This is a genomic window from Calorimonas adulescens (assembly GCF_008274215.1).
Lineage (GTDB): Bacteria > Bacillota > Thermoanaerobacteria > Thermoanaerobacterales > UBA4877 > Calorimonas > Calorimonas adulescens.
The window spans coordinates 106,708-120,950 of the sequence record NZ_VTPS01000007.1 but is presented as its reverse complement, the minus strand read 5'-3'; the positions used below and the strand labels follow the sequence as shown (position 1 = coordinate 120,950).

Here is a 14,243-nt window from a genome sequence, read left to right as displayed (position 1 = left end):
AGAGGCAAAGTAAAAACAACCGTCCGAAATTTGGTCTGGTGGCCATAGCGGAGGGGAAACACCTGTTCCCATTCCGAACACAGTCCTTCGGGGTCCCCCAAGAAGCTTGCTTTTTGGGGTGACAGTTAAGCCCTCCAGCGCCGATGGTACTCGCAAGGGGAGAGTAGGTCGCTGCCAGACTTTATATATACATAGGGGCCTTTAGCTCAGTTGGTAGAGCGGTCGGCTCATAACCGATTGGTCCGGGGTTCGAGTCCCTGAAGGCCCACCAATAGATTAATACAATACCACTTATAAGTGGCCCGGTAGTTCAGTTGGTTTAGAACGCTAGCCTGTCACGCTAGAGGTCGAGGGTTCGAATCCCTTCCGGGTCGCCATTTTGCATTTGAAATTAATTGTTTTGCCTCGATAGCTCAGATGGTAGAGCAGGGGACTGAAAATCCCCGTGTCAGTGGTTCGATTCCACTTCGAGGCACCATTTAACATAAGCTGATGTAGCTCAGCCGGCAGAGCAGCTGATTCGTAATCAGCAGGTCGAGGGTTCAAATCCCTCCATCAGCTCCAATGAAATAGCAGGTTTCAGGGTATGTATCGTATGGTACATACCCTTTTTGATGTGCACCCGGCATAGGCGATAGCTCGGCAGTGAAAGTCTGCTATATGGATAGCAGCGGCGACCATTAGCTGAACAGCAAGGGTGCCTATTGTGAGGCAGAATCTGAAGGAAACTGTAGGTAAAGCCACAGATTGAGGAACACGAACCGCATATAAGGTTATACAGTTTGGATGAGTTTGTATCACAAAACGAAATATAGCGCTGCCAAGGGACTGTGTAGTGAATGCGGCAGGTATACGGGGTGAAGGCGAATTATTATGTGCATATTCCAAAAAACAAAAAGAGATAGATGAAGAAGCAATATACCAGGCACAAAATGAAATCAACATATGAGAGTAGTAACCCCTACTGCTCTCATTTTATATCAAACTTTCTTAAATGACAATAACAGATATTGCCATAATTTAACTGCAATGCTAACTTAAAGTGAAAAGGATCCAAAACTGAGCCATGATAATTTGAGAAAAAATATGGTTATTCCTCTTAAAAGTGCCATAGTAATTTGAGGAATTTTGAAGATTTAATTTGAGAATTGACAATTTACATCGCTGAATGTATTTTTGTTTACGCTGTAGTCTGTAATGAGCTGAAATGGATTATCCTTAGAGCAGGTCTCTGTTATCTCCATTGAATAGCCGCTGTGTCCCTTACCTGCCTTGTTTATATATGTGGCATCTTCATCATAGGCAGATTGAAGAGAGTCCGGTGATATAGAGCTTTTGTCATTTATTTCATCTTAGCGTATTCCTTCATTTGACATTGAAGAAATTTTTGAATACAATAATTACATCACCCACAGAAGGATGAAAGTACATATATCACCCTTTATAAGGTGGAATATTGGGAATAACCCGCAGGAGGGATACTATGCATGCCGTGGTAACAGCAGACGTCATAGGTTCTAAAAAACTATTTTCAGAAGGCTACACTAAGGAAAGCTTCAATACATCTGCAAAAAAGTACAATCAGATGATGACTCAATACATCCTGACCGGGTTTTCCATATCTCGTGGGGATGAAATCCAGGGTGTTATAGTAAATGCAGAGGATATCCCGACAGTGGTCAGAAATTTAAGGTATTTTTTCCTCCCGGCCAGGTTGAGGATAGGTATAGGCATAGGTCATATAGATGAGCCTATTGATTATGAAAACTCATGGGATATGGACGGCCAGGCATTCCATCGTGCAAGAAATGCATTGGATACTATTAAGGACAGGAAGATGCCATGTACTTATGTCATATCAGGAAATCCGGAGGTAGATGCTACGGCCAATGTGATATATACATTAATAAATGCCATAGAGGCAAAATGGACGATGCCTCAATGGGAGGCTGTCTATGCATATGAGAGGTGTGGTACATACAAGGCTGCCGGAGAGATGCTGGGGGTGGCAGCTCAGAACGTGGCAAAAAGATGCAAGGCTGCCCTTTGGAATGCCGTTAAAGAGGGAGAGGAGCATATGTCAAGGCTTCTTGGCGCTGTTGGGAGGGAAGAAGATTGAACCTATTTTTGCTTGCCCATGGTCTCGGTGACTATATATTTCAAACGTCCTCTTTGGTTACTTTAAAGAAGAAGGGCAACAGTTTCGGCTATTTAGCGCATTTTTTGATAATCCTGGCTTTTAATTTCATTGTTACCATACCATTTTTATCATGGAGACTCATATTTTCTGCACTCATAATTGCATTGATACACATACTTATCGACTACATCAGGTATATGCTAATAAAAAAAGACAATGCTTATTCGCTCATAATAGACCAGTGCATACATATATTCAGCATATACATAATATCTCTTTTCTTTTCAATCACACTTTATAGAATGGCTTATCTGGACGTTGCCATTATATATATCTATGCAGTTTTTGGAGGTGCCCTGCTTATAAGGCATATATTGGATATGGTAAATTTTGATTCACAGAGATACTCAATTAACCACGCAGGGAAGATAATAGGCATACTCGAAAGGAGTATAATCATTATACTCTCGGCAATGGGAGAATTTACAGCCATAGGCTTTGTAATAGCAGCAAAGTCAATTGCCAGATTTAAAGAGCTGGACGATAAGGAGTTTGCTGAATATTATCTCGTGGGTACAATGCTGTCCGTGCTCATAGCACTTATAGGCGGCCTGGCCGCTGGCAAAATTATGATGCTATGATATTATATTAAGTATGTTGGGAGAAGTGATATTAATGCTCAAAATAAACGAGTTTACCGAATCCAATGCCAGAGAGATGTGCTTATGGAATTATGAAAATGAGTACGCTGTATACAATTGTCCAGATTGGGAAACTGCTGTACTACAACAATGGGGTATGACAAATGCAGAAAAACGAAAAAATCAATTTCGCTCCGTAATAGATGAATCAGGAAACTTCATTGGATTTTTTAGGATGAGTATAAAACTCAAGGAAGGTGAGATCTTATGAAATTAATTCTACTTGTCCTTAAGAAATTTCTTCTTGTATCACAAAAAATATTTGATCTATTAAATGGAAAGTACACGTACCCGGAATTTGAAGCGGAGCTTAAAGAACTTTTAAATGAACTCGGCCGTGAGATATGTACAGAAGTGATAAATGAGATGGAAAAAAAGATATATGAAGATAAAAAGAATAGGGAAAATATGTACTAGACCTTTTCCATCTACAAAAGTACATAACAGCGGCTCTTAAGAATAACAAAAAATCAAAAAGAGACCTATGGAGAGCCATACTTAAAAAAGACAGAGAAAAAGTAAATGAAATACTCATTCAAAAACATGAAGAGTTAAAGACGGATGGACCCAATGACCCAATAAACAAATGCCTGATATATATTAATAATAACCGGGATGGCATATGTACATACAAAGACTATCAAGGTGAAATAACAGGCTGCAGTGCAGAAAGCCATGTAAGTCACATACTATCAGAAAGGCTATCAAGAGGCCCCAAACATTTTCCTACAATAATTCATTATGGTGGAGTCTTTAATAAAAAAATACTTGACGCGATCTAATCAGGGAAAATACCTACCCCAGAAAGCTATTTATGTAATATCATATAAGGGTTTTGGCGTTTCGCAAACGCCTACGCCTACTATATATATATATATATATTATTATATTATTATTATAAATCGAACGAGATTTAATAGCTAATAAAGTGCATTAGCCCAAAATATGTGTATTTTTTCCCGAAACAGCAATATGCACTGGAATAGTTACACTCAAAAGATTACAAACAATGGTCTCTTACATAACTCAATGGTTTTTCCATCATCAGATAAAGGTCTTTAGCAATATCTTCAACATCATCCTTCATGCCATTTTTTATCCAATAAACTACCACTGAGGCAATTCCATAACTGCTATAAAGCCGATAAATCATTGGATTGACTTTATTTTCATTTTTTCGAGCCGGAATAGAATAAAATTCTACTAAATCAATTGCTTTGTTGTATGCATTTACAAGACATTTCGTTAAGAATGTGCCCTCGTCATATTCAAATATGCGTTGATAAAATGTTTTATTCCTTTTTATATAGGCAAAAAAAGACTGACAGCCTGAAACCCCAAGATGGTATGAGAACAGGGGGAAGGCATTCTCCATAAAATCTTTTTCTACCATATATTCTACTAAGTGATCTTTATTATTGAAGTAGTTATAAAATGTTCGTCTGCTTATATAAGCTTCTTCGCATATCATGTTAACGGTGATATGTCTGTAGGCTTTTGTCAGCAGTAATTTTGACATAGCTTTAATGATTTTCTCTTGCATAAAAAATAACACTCTCTACTTTTCAAAATTAAACAAACGATTTTTAATAATTCGACAGTGTTTTAGTGGTTATGGTGAATAAAGAAGGATACATTGCCCGAAGGTCGTTATCCCCCATAGGGTCAAATTCCTCTGTTTTTTGCGTTCCCTGATACGAATTAGAGGTTTTGGACCCATTTTTTTCTTTATTATACCTCATCTAACTAAGATTTTCAATTATTGTTTACATTATAAAGAATCTGTGAATCAAATTATCACAAAATTATAAAGAAGTGAATCGTAAAAGAAAACAGAATATAGTACTATAAAGTTGATAAAAAAATAACTAAATAGTATTATTCGTTTGTTATATATAGCAACATAAAATTATTTTAGGAGGTATGTTTTATGTCAACAGGAGGTTCAGGGCCTATTGCGGAAATTGGCGGTATCAGCGAATTGGAAAAAACACTCAAATCAGGTGGGAAAGCCAAAACTAAAGCACCTATAAAGATTCTCGGCAGTACCCTTAAAAAGGAAATTGCGCTACCAGACAAGGTAGTTGCTAAAATTGACTCCAGTAAATGTATCAACTGTGGTACTTGTCGAGAAAATTGTCCAGTAGATGCCATCGTGGAAAACCAACGCCAAATCTGCCATGTATGCCCAACGTGCACTGAAATTCCAGGCATCTCAGTTCGTAAGATGAAATCTTTGCCAACAGAGACATCATGTACAACAAAGTGCCCTCTTGGAATCAGTCCCCAAGGCTACCTGGCTTTGACCAAATCTGGTAACTATGACGCTGCCTATGAACTTGTTTGGTCTAAAAACCCACTACCTGCAGTTTGCGGACGTGTTTGCCACCATCCTTGTGAAGAAGGTTGCAAGCGCGGTATCTTAGTGGATAAGCCTATTAAGATCCGGGAAATAAAACGATATCTGAGCGAGAAAACGGACTACAAGCCGCCAAAGTATGTGCGAAAATACGAGGAGGAGATAGCTGTAATCGGCGCAGGCCCAGCTGGCCTTACTGCAGCTCATTATCTAGCTCTCGCTGGTTATGGCGTAACCGTCTTCGAAGCTTCAGATAAGCCAGGTGGTATGTTGGTACGCTGTATCCCTGAATTTCGCTTGCCAAGAGAGGTAGTTCTAAAAGATATAGCAAAACTGCAAGGAGCTGGTTTGGACATTCGTCTCAATCAAAAGATAAATAAATACTCCGTTGAGGAACTAAAGTCTGAATATGACGCAATTATTGTTGCTACAGGGAGACCTAAATCCAAAGAGTTGTTTATCGAGGGTTGGCGTCTTGCAGGCATCATGACTGCGATAAACTTTATGGAGCAAGTAAACAGCAGGCAAAGACTTCGTCGCCATCTGGGGCAGCTATTCAAATTCGATGGTGGTGAGGCTGTTATCATAGGTGGCGGAAGCGTTGCGATAGATGTTGCTCGTACGGCGCTTCGTGTAGGAGCTTCCAAAGTCACCGTCGTCTGCCTGGAGTGTGGTAATGAAATCCCAGCGCATCCTTGGGAACTGGAAGAAGCGCGAGAAGAGGGTATCGAAATTATAGAAGGATATAGTCCTACACGATTTACCTCGGATTTGTATCCTACGCTTACAGGCGTTGAGTTCAACAAAGTATTATCATTAAAAAAAGATGAACAAGGCCAGTTTATCGTAGAAACTGATCTGAACGATAAGATTTGGATCAAAGCTGACTGGGTAGTAGTTGCTATTGGGCAAGGATACGATACTTTGTGGGATGATATTGCTGAAGATGGTGTATTTTATGCTGGCGATATTCATTCTAACAAATGCTCTGTAATTGACGCCATGGCTTCCGGTCGAAAGACCGCATTAGAGGTTGATGCCAGGCTTCGCGGCCGTAGGCTAAAAGATCCGGTTGACGACAGCGCCTCACGTTTGGTATGCGCAGATGTTTATGAAAAGCTGTTCCCATATAATTTCCGCAAGATAGTTCGCCCCACTACTCCCAAATTGCCATTAGAAGAACGTCTAAACACATTTAAAGAAGTGGAACAAACATTTAACGATCAAGAAGCATACACTGAGACTGACAGCTGTCTAGGCTGCGGCTTTGAGGCCGTTGATCCTGAAAAATGCATAGGGTGTGGTATCTGTGCTAAACTTTGCCCGAAGGGCGATGTGATTACTCTAGTTGCCAAATCGGAAGGAGTTGAAAAAGCATGAAAAGACAGGTCATAGTCGTGGGCGCAGGCCCTGCTGGTTCATCGGCTGCTTTCTATTGTGCCAAGAGAGGTCTTGATGTTTTACTGGTAGACAAAGAAACATGGCCGCGCGACAAAGTATGTGGAGATGGATGGCTTCCTTCTTTAAAACCTATATTCGATGATATGGGCATTTATGAGGAAATGAAAGCTCAAAATACTGTAAGCGGTGGAGAATATTTTATACTTGCAAGCCCTAACGAGGAAGTCGTCACTTATAGGTTAGGTACTCATGAAAATGGTGAAAAAGATGAATCGAAAGGTGAAATGTTGATCGTTCCCCGTAGAATCGGTGATGATATTGTACGACGTGCTGCTGTAAGAGCTGGAGCCGAGTTTATAGAAAATTTTAACGTAACGGAGTTAATCATTAAACGTGGCAGAGTCTGTGGCATAAGAGGTTATTTGCGCAACCATTTTGTGGAATATGAAGCAGATGCAGTGGTAATTGCCAATGGTTCTCACTCCATGCTAGCGCGACAATTGGGTATCTTCAACGAAGATCCTTCTCTGTCTATGTTCGCTGCTCGCGGTTACTTCACGAATCTTCCTCCTGAACTAAAACCAGGTACAGTTTTACAGTTCTATTTGCCAGAAAGTATCCCGAACTACGAAAAAGCCCGCAAGACAATGTCCTTCGGCTGGATTTCTGCGCATGATAAGCCGGGTTGCGGTACACTTGGCATGGTTATACCGATCGAAACTATTGAAGCACTTGATATGTCGCTTGAGGAAATATTTAACTGGTATGTCAATTACTCAAAAAATGGTCAGCGCTTCTTCAAAGGCGCAAAGCTTGTTGATGAACTTAAAGGCTGGCGCCTGGTGGGCTGCACTGAAGTTCAGAAAAACTATGCTCACGGTGCATTAGTGATTGGTGACGCGTGCTCGCAGCCTGAATGTGCACATTTCTACGGAATACCGGCCGGCATGATTTCAGGTAAAATTGCTGCTGCAGTATTGGATGATATCTTTACTACTGGCGACGATTCGGAGGAATCCTTTGCACGCTTCCACAAGATCGTGTCCGACAGGTTGAACCCACAATACAAATTCTACAGTACATTCCGAGAACTTGTCCATTTCAATATCGATAACGTCAACAAAATGAATGAATTTGCAAAGACTTTCCCAGGTATACCCTCTTACACTGAAGTAATGTATAAGTTTGTTACTCAGGTCTTAGGCAAGGAAATGCCGACACCGCCTGCAGCTGGTGCACGTTTGTCACAGTAACTTTAGAAAAATAATAAGAATTAAAATTTAGATATATAAAGGATTTCCGAGCATTGGACTTTTCTCATGGCTGTATTGCCGGAAGTTACAATGCCAGGAAATCCTTATTTATTAATGAGCATAGGTTTTTCCTTACGGAGGGGAGACATTGATTCACGGCAGGTGAACTGATAAGCCTCAGATTGTAGGTATACTGCTGGCCTTTGTTCGGACATCAAGAATTCCTCTCATCACGGAATTGGTAGCATTTGACTTAAAAGTTGCTTTGATAAGTGTGGAATTTAGAATTTCCGTTTCATAATTTTTATCAAAATTTTTGCGTTCGTAAACTTTTTGATGTGTTTTGCGCAATTCATGCTATAATTTACTTATGAAGTAAGGGACTTCCGTAGATAGGCTGTCTTTATAGGTGATTTTATAATCGCTATAAGGCAGCCTATTTTTAATTACATTTCTAAGGTTTTGCGTCACAGTATTTTTGCACCCTCAGTATCGTGAATATTAAATTATATTATAGGCATGGGTGATGTTATAAACCACTTAATATTTTTACCAAATCTCAGCATGGAAAAAAGCATCCATATATTAATAGACCGGGGTAATTTCACCCGGTCTATAAAATTATTCCAAATTCCATTACATACTCTTCCATATTTCTTAATTAAATTTAACTTTTTTTGTAACATAATTTTAATATTTCTTTTGTCCATTAAGTACTATAATACAAGTATAGATTATATAGGGAGATGGTCAATTTGAAAGTTGAATTGGCATCAATACGAATGAAGCAAATATTAATTTTCTAAGGAGATGTTTTGTATGTCATGTACTCAAGGAAATTTGAGTATCGGCACTATGACTGTACCAACAAATCCTCCCCAAATAAGTGGCACCGGGAGCGGTGTGCGGAGGCTGTTAGTTTCTGACAGTCCTGAAAAATTAGATTCAACCACCTTTGGCTCAAATAAAATAATTACATTATGGCATGACTCAGCATCAGGCACAAGTGTGTCGTATAGGGTATTCATATGGACGCAGAACAATACAGGTAAAAAACCTGAAATGGCAGCTGGGAAATGAGGTTATTGTAAACGGTGATTATATAACAAATGACGGTATATGTTTAGCGAAGGCTTGTCTTGGTGGTACAATGGACAGCACAAGCCCACTCGATTCTACAATCAATCCGAACAGTGTAGGGGAGATAAAGGAATATACTCTTACCAATAATTATGTACGCGGATGCATAATGGACTTTGACATAAGCAGTACTTCGGGACAGAATATGGTATATAGAGTAAGGGTTGTAGCCAGCACTGATCCATCGGCCAATTTAAGAGTAAATCAAAGTGCGCCAGTTCCTGCGTCTGGTGATACCCGAGGAAGCTGGTCATGGTCGGAAGTGCAGGGAGAAGATATAAGCTACACTGTCGGAACTGGAGATAAGATGTGGCTCATATCAAACGGTGCAAATGATATAGTCTTCACAAAATCCGCAAGTTATGACTCATCTAATGCATTGGCAAACACTGGTCACTTTGGAGCAACATATAAAATAACATTGAAGCTTACAAACAATACAAGCGCACAGAAGACTGTTCGCATAAGGATATGTCCAAGAGGCGGAATTTATGGAGGTGCGATTAAGGTAGACGGGACCACATACGGTATCCCCAAAATAAATACAGGTGGTTCTGATACAGACCCGTATCAGGTAGCCAATGTAACAGACAAAAACGTGCCAGCAAACTCGAGTATAAACGTGCCGCTGCAAATAATGCATGCAGGTGGTTCAAGCCTCGGGATAGGCATACTGTGCTCAACCATATAAGGGGGGGTAATTAGCGTGAAGAAGAAAATTGCTATTGTACTGACACTGGTTCTTACATTCATGGCAGGGGCAGCATTTGCATCAGCTTCTATCAAGCTTACCTTAAACGGCAAAGAGATAAAGACTGATGTGCAGCCGCGTATGGTAAACAACCGCCTACTTGTACCTGTGAGGGCTGCAGCAGAAGCTACGGGAAGCGCAGTAGACTGGGATCCAAAAACATCTACAGTAGGCATAATTACTCCTGAAAATATATGGGATGACCCATTCCCATTCGAAGGCAACTATAGTGATAGAGATACAGGTTTTACCAAAGCATTGGGCATATTAAACCTATATCTTGCAACATATACAGGGAGTTATATTACTGTTGGTCTCCCACCATATAGTAGTTATGTATACCCTATTACTGATGAGTCAACTGGTGCACCGGGGGAGCATGTAGAGGGGACTGGTGCACCGGGGGACTATATACCCAAATACGAGATACTTGATGCGAGAGTAATAGGAGGCTCAAAAGATGAGCCCATATTCGAATTTGCAGTCAGGATGTGGAGGCATTCACAAGGAGACCCTGAAGGAGTTTATGATGTTTTTGTAATATCCTACATTGTAGGGTTTGTAAATAATGAGGCAAATCACAACCAAGGATACTATGTGACTGGACAACGTAATATAGACAGTAAATATCTGAAGAATATTGTCTACGGTCATCAAATAAAATACGACCCGTGGGCACTATCACATTAAAAATTTGATATATAGTACCTAAACAATATATGACTTCATGTGCACAATCAAAGCCATTCAAGTTGGTATAATAGATCCCTTTGGGAACATACTCAGGTAGGTCCGTACTCTTGCATACCATAATAAGGTAAATGCATAGTTTGGACCCTACAGGGCCACCATATTATAGTTATACTTATAATATTGAACTAAATATGGCTAAAAAGTTGGGCCTTTGCGGCTCTTTACAATATAGACTAATAGTGATATGCTTAAATAAAGATGAAATTTGGGAGATGATTCCAATGGGCTATAGACAATGAAATGCAAAAGTAATTCATACTTTGATTAGAGAATTGGTAAATGACGTTAATAAAAATTTATTTAAAAGAAGGAAATAACGATGAACAGAAAATTGCTGAGCTTGTGCCTGTGCAGCATGCTGTTGTTTGTGGCATTGCCAATGAATGTGTTTGCTCAAGATGTTAACTCCAATGCAGATGATTTTTCGAAAATAGTGAACAAACCAGTTAATGCGACGATAGATGTAAATACAGATTTGGGTTTAATAATTGTAACAACCCCTGTTGAACAGGAAAATGATTATGTTATAGAAAGCGAGCCTGTAGAAGTGGGGCTTGAAGGTGTGGATGGTCCTGGTTCAGTACCTGAGAAGCAGGCGTCGGTGACATTTAGCCATAAGGTTTATGATAGGGATGGGGTTCTAATAGCTACAGTATATTCGACAGTGACTGGCTGGTATTCTGAAGTGGATAAATGGAGTGAAATCAGCAGCATTACTGCTGAGATTACAGGAGAGCTCGCTCACGACTTTACCTATACTACAAGTAAAAGCGGAAACACCGGCACTCTAAAACTTTATTTTAACGGTCTATCAGCCGGGACATTTAATTACAGAATTAATTATCATGGTGAGATTACAAATTATTAAATGCTACAGATAGTATAACCATGCATATTATTAAGATTGAGCAGGGTGACTAGTTATATATTGGTTTAAGGACGGCTATATGTTTATACATAGCCGTCCTTAAATTATGGTCAGGATGATTGTGATGTTTCATCATAGGTCCATGTTTTACCATAATCATTGCTGGTCAAATAAATAATAAAATTTGTACCATCCTCTCTATATAACAACAATGGCAATGTATCATGTAAACCATCAAAGGCAGGAGACAGCGGTGTGATTCCGTAGCCGTCAAATTTTGATGGTAATGTGATAGATACCTTTTTCCAGGTTATCCAGCCGTCTTGTGTCCGGCATATAGCTGGTGTAAAATCAGCAGACTCATAGCGGAAGCACAAAAATCCTATCTTATCATTGGCAAATCCTATTCCGGTGAGCACTCTGCTGTAAACCTGATTGATATTTCCTTTTACATCTGACCAAAGCTGACCAGGTCTTTCCTCCATCATTTGTTTTATAAAGGGAGTGATCCTCATGACCAAAGAGATACTGAGCATGAAAGCACGTGGCTGTGAGAGAACAAAAATATGCGATGAACTTTTTATATCAAGCAGCACCATAAAAAAGAAGTTACCAGATGATACCATCTTCATGTGCGTAATCAAAGCCATTCAAGTTGGTATAATAGACCTCTTTGGGAACAGGGAGAACCATGATGGTAAGTAAATCAACGTTGGGTGGGACTGCTGAGGAAGGGGCAAATATGCCTTTAGGTAATATAGAAGTATATGCTCCAGATACATCAAACATTTTTCACTTTTTTGATGTAACAAATTATTAAGGAGGTGTTTACTGTGAAGAGAAAAACAATCGTATTTATGATAGTAATTGCAGTGGTGCTTATAACAGCGGTTGCTGTTTGGGGTATTAATGAATGGTTGTACACAGGACAGAAGGTAAAGGAAATCTCACAAAATAAAAGCACAGAAGTTGTTGCAAGGGTAGGGAATGTGGAAATAACAAAAAATGATGTGGATCAAATGATGGTGTTATACGACCTGCAGGAAGTGCAATATCAGAAGACGGCAGATGAAACTAAAAATAAAGGTGTACCAGTGCCACCAAAACCGTCATGGGATGCTGACAGTGCCCTGCAGAAAATGATTGACGATGAGTTACTATATCAGGAGGCAAAGAGTAAGGGTTATGAAGTGAGCATGGAAGAAGCACAAAAATATGCAGACCAGACAAGAGAGACGATACAAAAAATCGTGGACGGTGAAATAGACACACCAAATAGGGATGAGATGATAGCGGCTTACGACAACCTGAAGGAATTTATAAAAGGTATGGGTATGACCGAGGATGAATACTGGCAGCCACTTGTGCCGGAATATCAGAAGGCACTTGCCATAGGCAAATTAAGGAAGGAGATATTATCGAGTATTCCGGCGGAAAAAAGGATTGACACTGAGTATATCGATTCTTATATGAAGAGTTATATAGACAAACTAAAGAGCAAGTATAAAGTGGAGATAATAAATTAAATATACCATAACTTCTGTAAGTATCAGATATAAAAATTCAGGCACACACAAGCCTGGAATTTTATATGTAACAATGACGCGAAAAAACTTGCACAAAATTTGACAATTATTATGAAAATAGAAAGATAGGATCAAAACAGATAAGTATATGCAAAATATTTTGCACATGCTGTACCCTGTGAAGCTGCGAATTAGCTGTATGGCGGCATGGCACGAAGTTTGCTTATAGAATTATGTACAAATCTAAATTAAAAGGAGAGATAGATATGGAAGATATTAAGGTAATTATATGGGGCCCGGGTGCCATGAGCGGCGGTATGACTAAGATGATACTGGAGAAAAAAGGTTTTCAGATTGTTGGGGCTATTGCTTCAAGGTCGGAAAAGAATGGCAAGGACCTGGGAGAGGTTCTAAACATGGGCAGGCTTACTGGGGTACTTGTATCCAATGATGCTGATGAAATACTCAAGAGGGGTGCTGACATAGTCCTCCTTGCCACATCTTCGTTTGTAAAAGAGGTATATCCGCAGATAGAAAAGATAGTGAAAAAGCGGCAAAAATGTTATAACTATTGCCGAGGGGATGGCATATCCGCAGTATAGCGAGCCTGAGATATCTGCAAAGATCGATGAGCTTGCTAAGACACATAAGGTAACTGCGCTGGGTACTGGGATAAACCCTGGTTTTGTTCTGGATACGCTCATTATAGCATTGAGTTGTGTCTGCATGGATGTAAAGAAGATAACAGCCAGAAGAATAAACGACCTTTCTCCATTTGACAGGATCGTGATGAGGACGCAGGGAGTGGGCACAACTTTCACGTCCGAGTTCATTTAAAAGTTCTTTAAGCTCTGCTTCAAATTCCGGGTATGTGTACTTTCCATTTAATAGATCAATTTAATAGATCAAATATTTTTTGTGATACAAGAAGGAATTTCTTAAGGACAAGTAGAATTAATTTCATAAGACCTCACCTTCCTTGAGTTTTATACTCATCCGGATTGTAGGATGGTGAGGTCTTATTTCTACATCAGGACTGATTTTTCCTGCTAAATGAGTTAATAAAATTTTACGCTATCTTTTACGAACAGAAAGTGGGATTTACCTTCAATCTGAAAGCTGCTGATATTTATTTTCAGCAGCTTTTTGATAAAAATGACACCTTATATTGGTTTTGTCTGATTGTGTTGACCTTATTTTGGAGATACAATAAATTACAAGGGGATATAGCCTCCATGTTACAACACATTTTATTCTTGCGTAGTAAAGTTATTTTCGGATGATAGTGGCATCCATGAACTTGATCATTCGTCTTGATACTCTAATAATTTGTGCTACATTCCGCCGGGTG

General features: G+C 39.5%; 16 protein-coding genes, 4 tRNA genes, 1 rRNA gene and 1 pseudogene. 20 read left to right on the top strand and 2 right to left on the bottom strand.

Annotation, left to right across the window (positions count from 1 at the left end; all coding sequences use genetic code 11):
* Positions 1–34: 34 nt before the first annotated feature.
* The 10 genes and pseudogenes from rrf to FWJ32_RS06115 all read left to right on the top strand — a co-directional run.
* Positions 35–180: ribosomal RNA gene (gene rrf / locus FWJ32_RS06160) — 5S ribosomal RNA — on the top strand.
* 15 nt (positions 181–195) lie between these two features.
* A tRNA-Ile gene (locus FWJ32_RS06155) sits at positions 196–271 on the top strand.
* 28 nt (positions 272–299) lie between these two features.
* Positions 300–377, top strand: a tRNA-Asp gene (locus tag FWJ32_RS06150).
* 25 nt (positions 378–402) lie between these two features.
* Positions 403–478: transfer RNA gene (locus FWJ32_RS06145), tRNA-Phe, on the top strand.
* 10 nt (positions 479–488) lie between these two features.
* A tRNA-Thr gene (locus FWJ32_RS06140) sits at positions 489–564 on the top strand.
* 919 nt (positions 565–1,483) lie between these two features.
* Complete coding sequence (locus FWJ32_RS06135; RefSeq protein ID WP_149545087.1) at positions 1,484–2,119, top strand: SatD family protein; 636 nt, start codon at positions 1,484–1,486, stop codon at positions 2,117–2,119.
* Entirely contained in the window at positions 2,116–2,781 is a 666-nt protein-coding gene (locus FWJ32_RS06130) for a DUF3307 domain-containing protein (RefSeq protein ID WP_149545086.1), read from the top strand. Before FWJ32_RS06135 ends, FWJ32_RS06130 begins: the two co-directional genes overlap by 4 nt.
* 34 nt (positions 2,782–2,815) lie before the next feature.
* Positions 2,816–3,052 (top strand): hypothetical protein, encoded by a 237-nt coding sequence (locus FWJ32_RS06125; protein WP_149545085.1) that lies wholly within the window; start codon positions 2,816–2,818, stop codon positions 3,050–3,052.
* On the top strand, positions 3,049–3,258 hold the full coding sequence (locus FWJ32_RS06120; RefSeq protein ID WP_149545084.1) for a hypothetical protein: 210 nt from the start codon (positions 3,049–3,051) through the stop codon (positions 3,256–3,258). Before FWJ32_RS06125 ends, FWJ32_RS06120 begins: the two co-directional genes overlap by 4 nt.
* Positions 3,249–3,557, top strand: a pseudogene (locus tag FWJ32_RS06115) (UPF0236 family transposase-like protein); the annotation flags it as partial. The gene FWJ32_RS06120 and the pseudogene FWJ32_RS06115, both read left to right, overlap by 10 nt.
* Positions 3,558–3,841: 284 nt before the next feature.
* On the opposite strand, the gene FWJ32_RS06110 reads toward FWJ32_RS06115, so the two are convergent.
* Positions 3,842–4,384, bottom strand: coding sequence for a TetR/AcrR family transcriptional regulator (locus FWJ32_RS06110; protein ID WP_149545083.1), 543 nt, complete (start codon positions 4,382–4,384; stop codon positions 3,842–3,844).
* A 387-nt stretch (positions 4,385–4,771) separates the two neighbouring features.
* Here FWJ32_RS06110 and FWJ32_RS06105 point away from each other — a divergent pair, with 387 nt between their 5' ends.
* From FWJ32_RS06105 to FWJ32_RS06085, 6 genes are all read left to right on the top strand, one after another.
* Positions 4,772–6,580, top strand: coding sequence for an FAD-dependent oxidoreductase (locus FWJ32_RS06105; protein WP_149545082.1), 1,809 nt, complete (start codon positions 4,772–4,774; stop codon positions 6,578–6,580).
* Positions 6,577–7,854 carry an NAD(P)/FAD-dependent oxidoreductase gene (locus FWJ32_RS06100; protein WP_149545081.1) on the top strand — a complete coding sequence of 426 codons (1,278 nt, stop codon included), beginning with the start codon at positions 6,577–6,579 and terminating at the stop codon, positions 7,852–7,854. Before FWJ32_RS06105 ends, FWJ32_RS06100 begins: the two co-directional genes overlap by 4 nt.
* Positions 7,855–8,673: 819 nt before the next feature.
* Complete coding sequence (locus tag FWJ32_RS13305; RefSeq protein ID WP_162523537.1) at positions 8,674–8,934, top strand: hypothetical protein; 261 nt, start codon at positions 8,674–8,676, stop codon at positions 8,932–8,934.
* A gap of 70 nt (positions 8,935–9,004) precedes the next feature.
* A complete protein-coding gene (locus FWJ32_RS06095; RefSeq protein WP_162523536.1) occupies positions 9,005–9,685 on the top strand; it encodes a hypothetical protein in 681 nt (226 codons plus the stop codon).
* Positions 9,686–9,700: 15 nt separating this feature from the next.
* Positions 9,701–10,435, top strand: a complete 735-nt coding sequence (locus FWJ32_RS06090) for a copper amine oxidase N-terminal domain-containing protein (RefSeq protein WP_149545079.1) — start codon at positions 9,701–9,703, stop codon at positions 10,433–10,435.
* A 382-nt stretch (positions 10,436–10,817) separates the two neighbouring features.
* On the top strand, positions 10,818–11,366 hold the full coding sequence (locus FWJ32_RS06085; RefSeq protein WP_149545078.1) for a hypothetical protein: 549 nt from the start codon (positions 10,818–10,820) through the stop codon (positions 11,364–11,366).
* A 110-nt stretch (positions 11,367–11,476) separates the two neighbouring features.
* Here FWJ32_RS06085 and FWJ32_RS06080 read toward each other — a convergent pair whose 3' ends face one another.
* Positions 11,477–11,785 (bottom strand): hypothetical protein, encoded by a 309-nt coding sequence (locus FWJ32_RS06080; RefSeq protein WP_162523535.1) that lies wholly within the window; start codon positions 11,783–11,785, stop codon positions 11,477–11,479.
* A gap of 94 nt (positions 11,786–11,879) precedes the next feature.
* On the opposite strand from FWJ32_RS06080, the gene FWJ32_RS06075 reads away from it, so the two are divergent.
* The 4 genes from FWJ32_RS06075 (at position 11,880) to FWJ32_RS13750 (ending at position 13,729) form a co-directional block, all read left to right on the top strand.
* A complete protein-coding gene (locus FWJ32_RS06075) occupies positions 11,880–12,071 on the top strand; it encodes a hypothetical protein (protein WP_149545076.1) in 192 nt (63 codons plus the stop codon).
* A gap of 128 nt (positions 12,072–12,199) precedes the next feature.
* Entirely contained in the window at positions 12,200–12,892 is a 693-nt protein-coding gene (locus FWJ32_RS06070) for a SurA N-terminal domain-containing protein (RefSeq protein ID WP_149545075.1), read from the top strand.
* Between the two features lie 266 nt (positions 12,893–13,158).
* Positions 13,159–13,494, top strand: coding sequence for a hypothetical protein (locus FWJ32_RS13455; protein ID WP_203227600.1), 336 nt, complete (start codon positions 13,159–13,161; stop codon positions 13,492–13,494).
* A complete protein-coding gene (locus FWJ32_RS13750) occupies positions 13,475–13,729 on the top strand; it encodes a hypothetical protein (protein ID WP_203227599.1) in 255 nt (84 codons plus the stop codon). Before FWJ32_RS13455 ends, FWJ32_RS13750 begins: the two co-directional genes overlap by 20 nt.
* The last annotated feature ends 514 nt before the right edge of the window (positions 13,730–14,243 follow it).

Coding starts and splice junctions, on each gene's coding strand:
- FWJ32_RS06110 (WP_149545083.1), bottom strand. CDS start 4,384: ATGCAAGAGAAAATCATTAAAGCTATGTCAAAATTACTGCTGACAAAA.
- FWJ32_RS06085 (WP_149545078.1), top strand. CDS start 10,818: ATGAACAGAAAATTGCTGAGCTTGTGCCTGTGCAGCATGCTGTTGTTT.
- FWJ32_RS06120 (WP_149545084.1), top strand. CDS start 3,049: ATGAAATTAATTCTACTTGTCCTTAAGAAATTTCTTCTTGTATCACAA.
- FWJ32_RS13305 (WP_162523537.1), top strand. CDS start 8,674: ATGTCATGTACTCAAGGAAATTTGAGTATCGGCACTATGACTGTACCA.
- FWJ32_RS13455 (WP_203227600.1), top strand. CDS start 13,159: ATGGAAGATATTAAGGTAATTATATGGGGCCCGGGTGCCATGAGCGGC.
- FWJ32_RS06125 (WP_149545085.1), top strand. CDS start 2,816: ATGCTCAAAATAAACGAGTTTACCGAATCCAATGCCAGAGAGATGTGC.
- FWJ32_RS06135 (WP_149545087.1), top strand. CDS start 1,484: ATGCATGCCGTGGTAACAGCAGACGTCATAGGTTCTAAAAAACTATTT.
- FWJ32_RS06100 (WP_149545081.1), top strand. CDS start 6,577: ATGAAAAGACAGGTCATAGTCGTGGGCGCAGGCCCTGCTGGTTCATCG.
- FWJ32_RS06105 (WP_149545082.1), top strand. CDS start 4,772: ATGTCAACAGGAGGTTCAGGGCCTATTGCGGAAATTGGCGGTATCAGC.
- FWJ32_RS06075 (WP_149545076.1), top strand. CDS start 11,880: ATGACCAAAGAGATACTGAGCATGAAAGCACGTGGCTGTGAGAGAACA.
- FWJ32_RS06095 (WP_162523536.1), top strand. CDS start 9,005: ATGGACAGCACAAGCCCACTCGATTCTACAATCAATCCGAACAGTGTA.
- FWJ32_RS13750 (WP_203227599.1), top strand. CDS start 13,475: ATGGCATATCCGCAGTATAGCGAGCCTGAGATATCTGCAAAGATCGAT.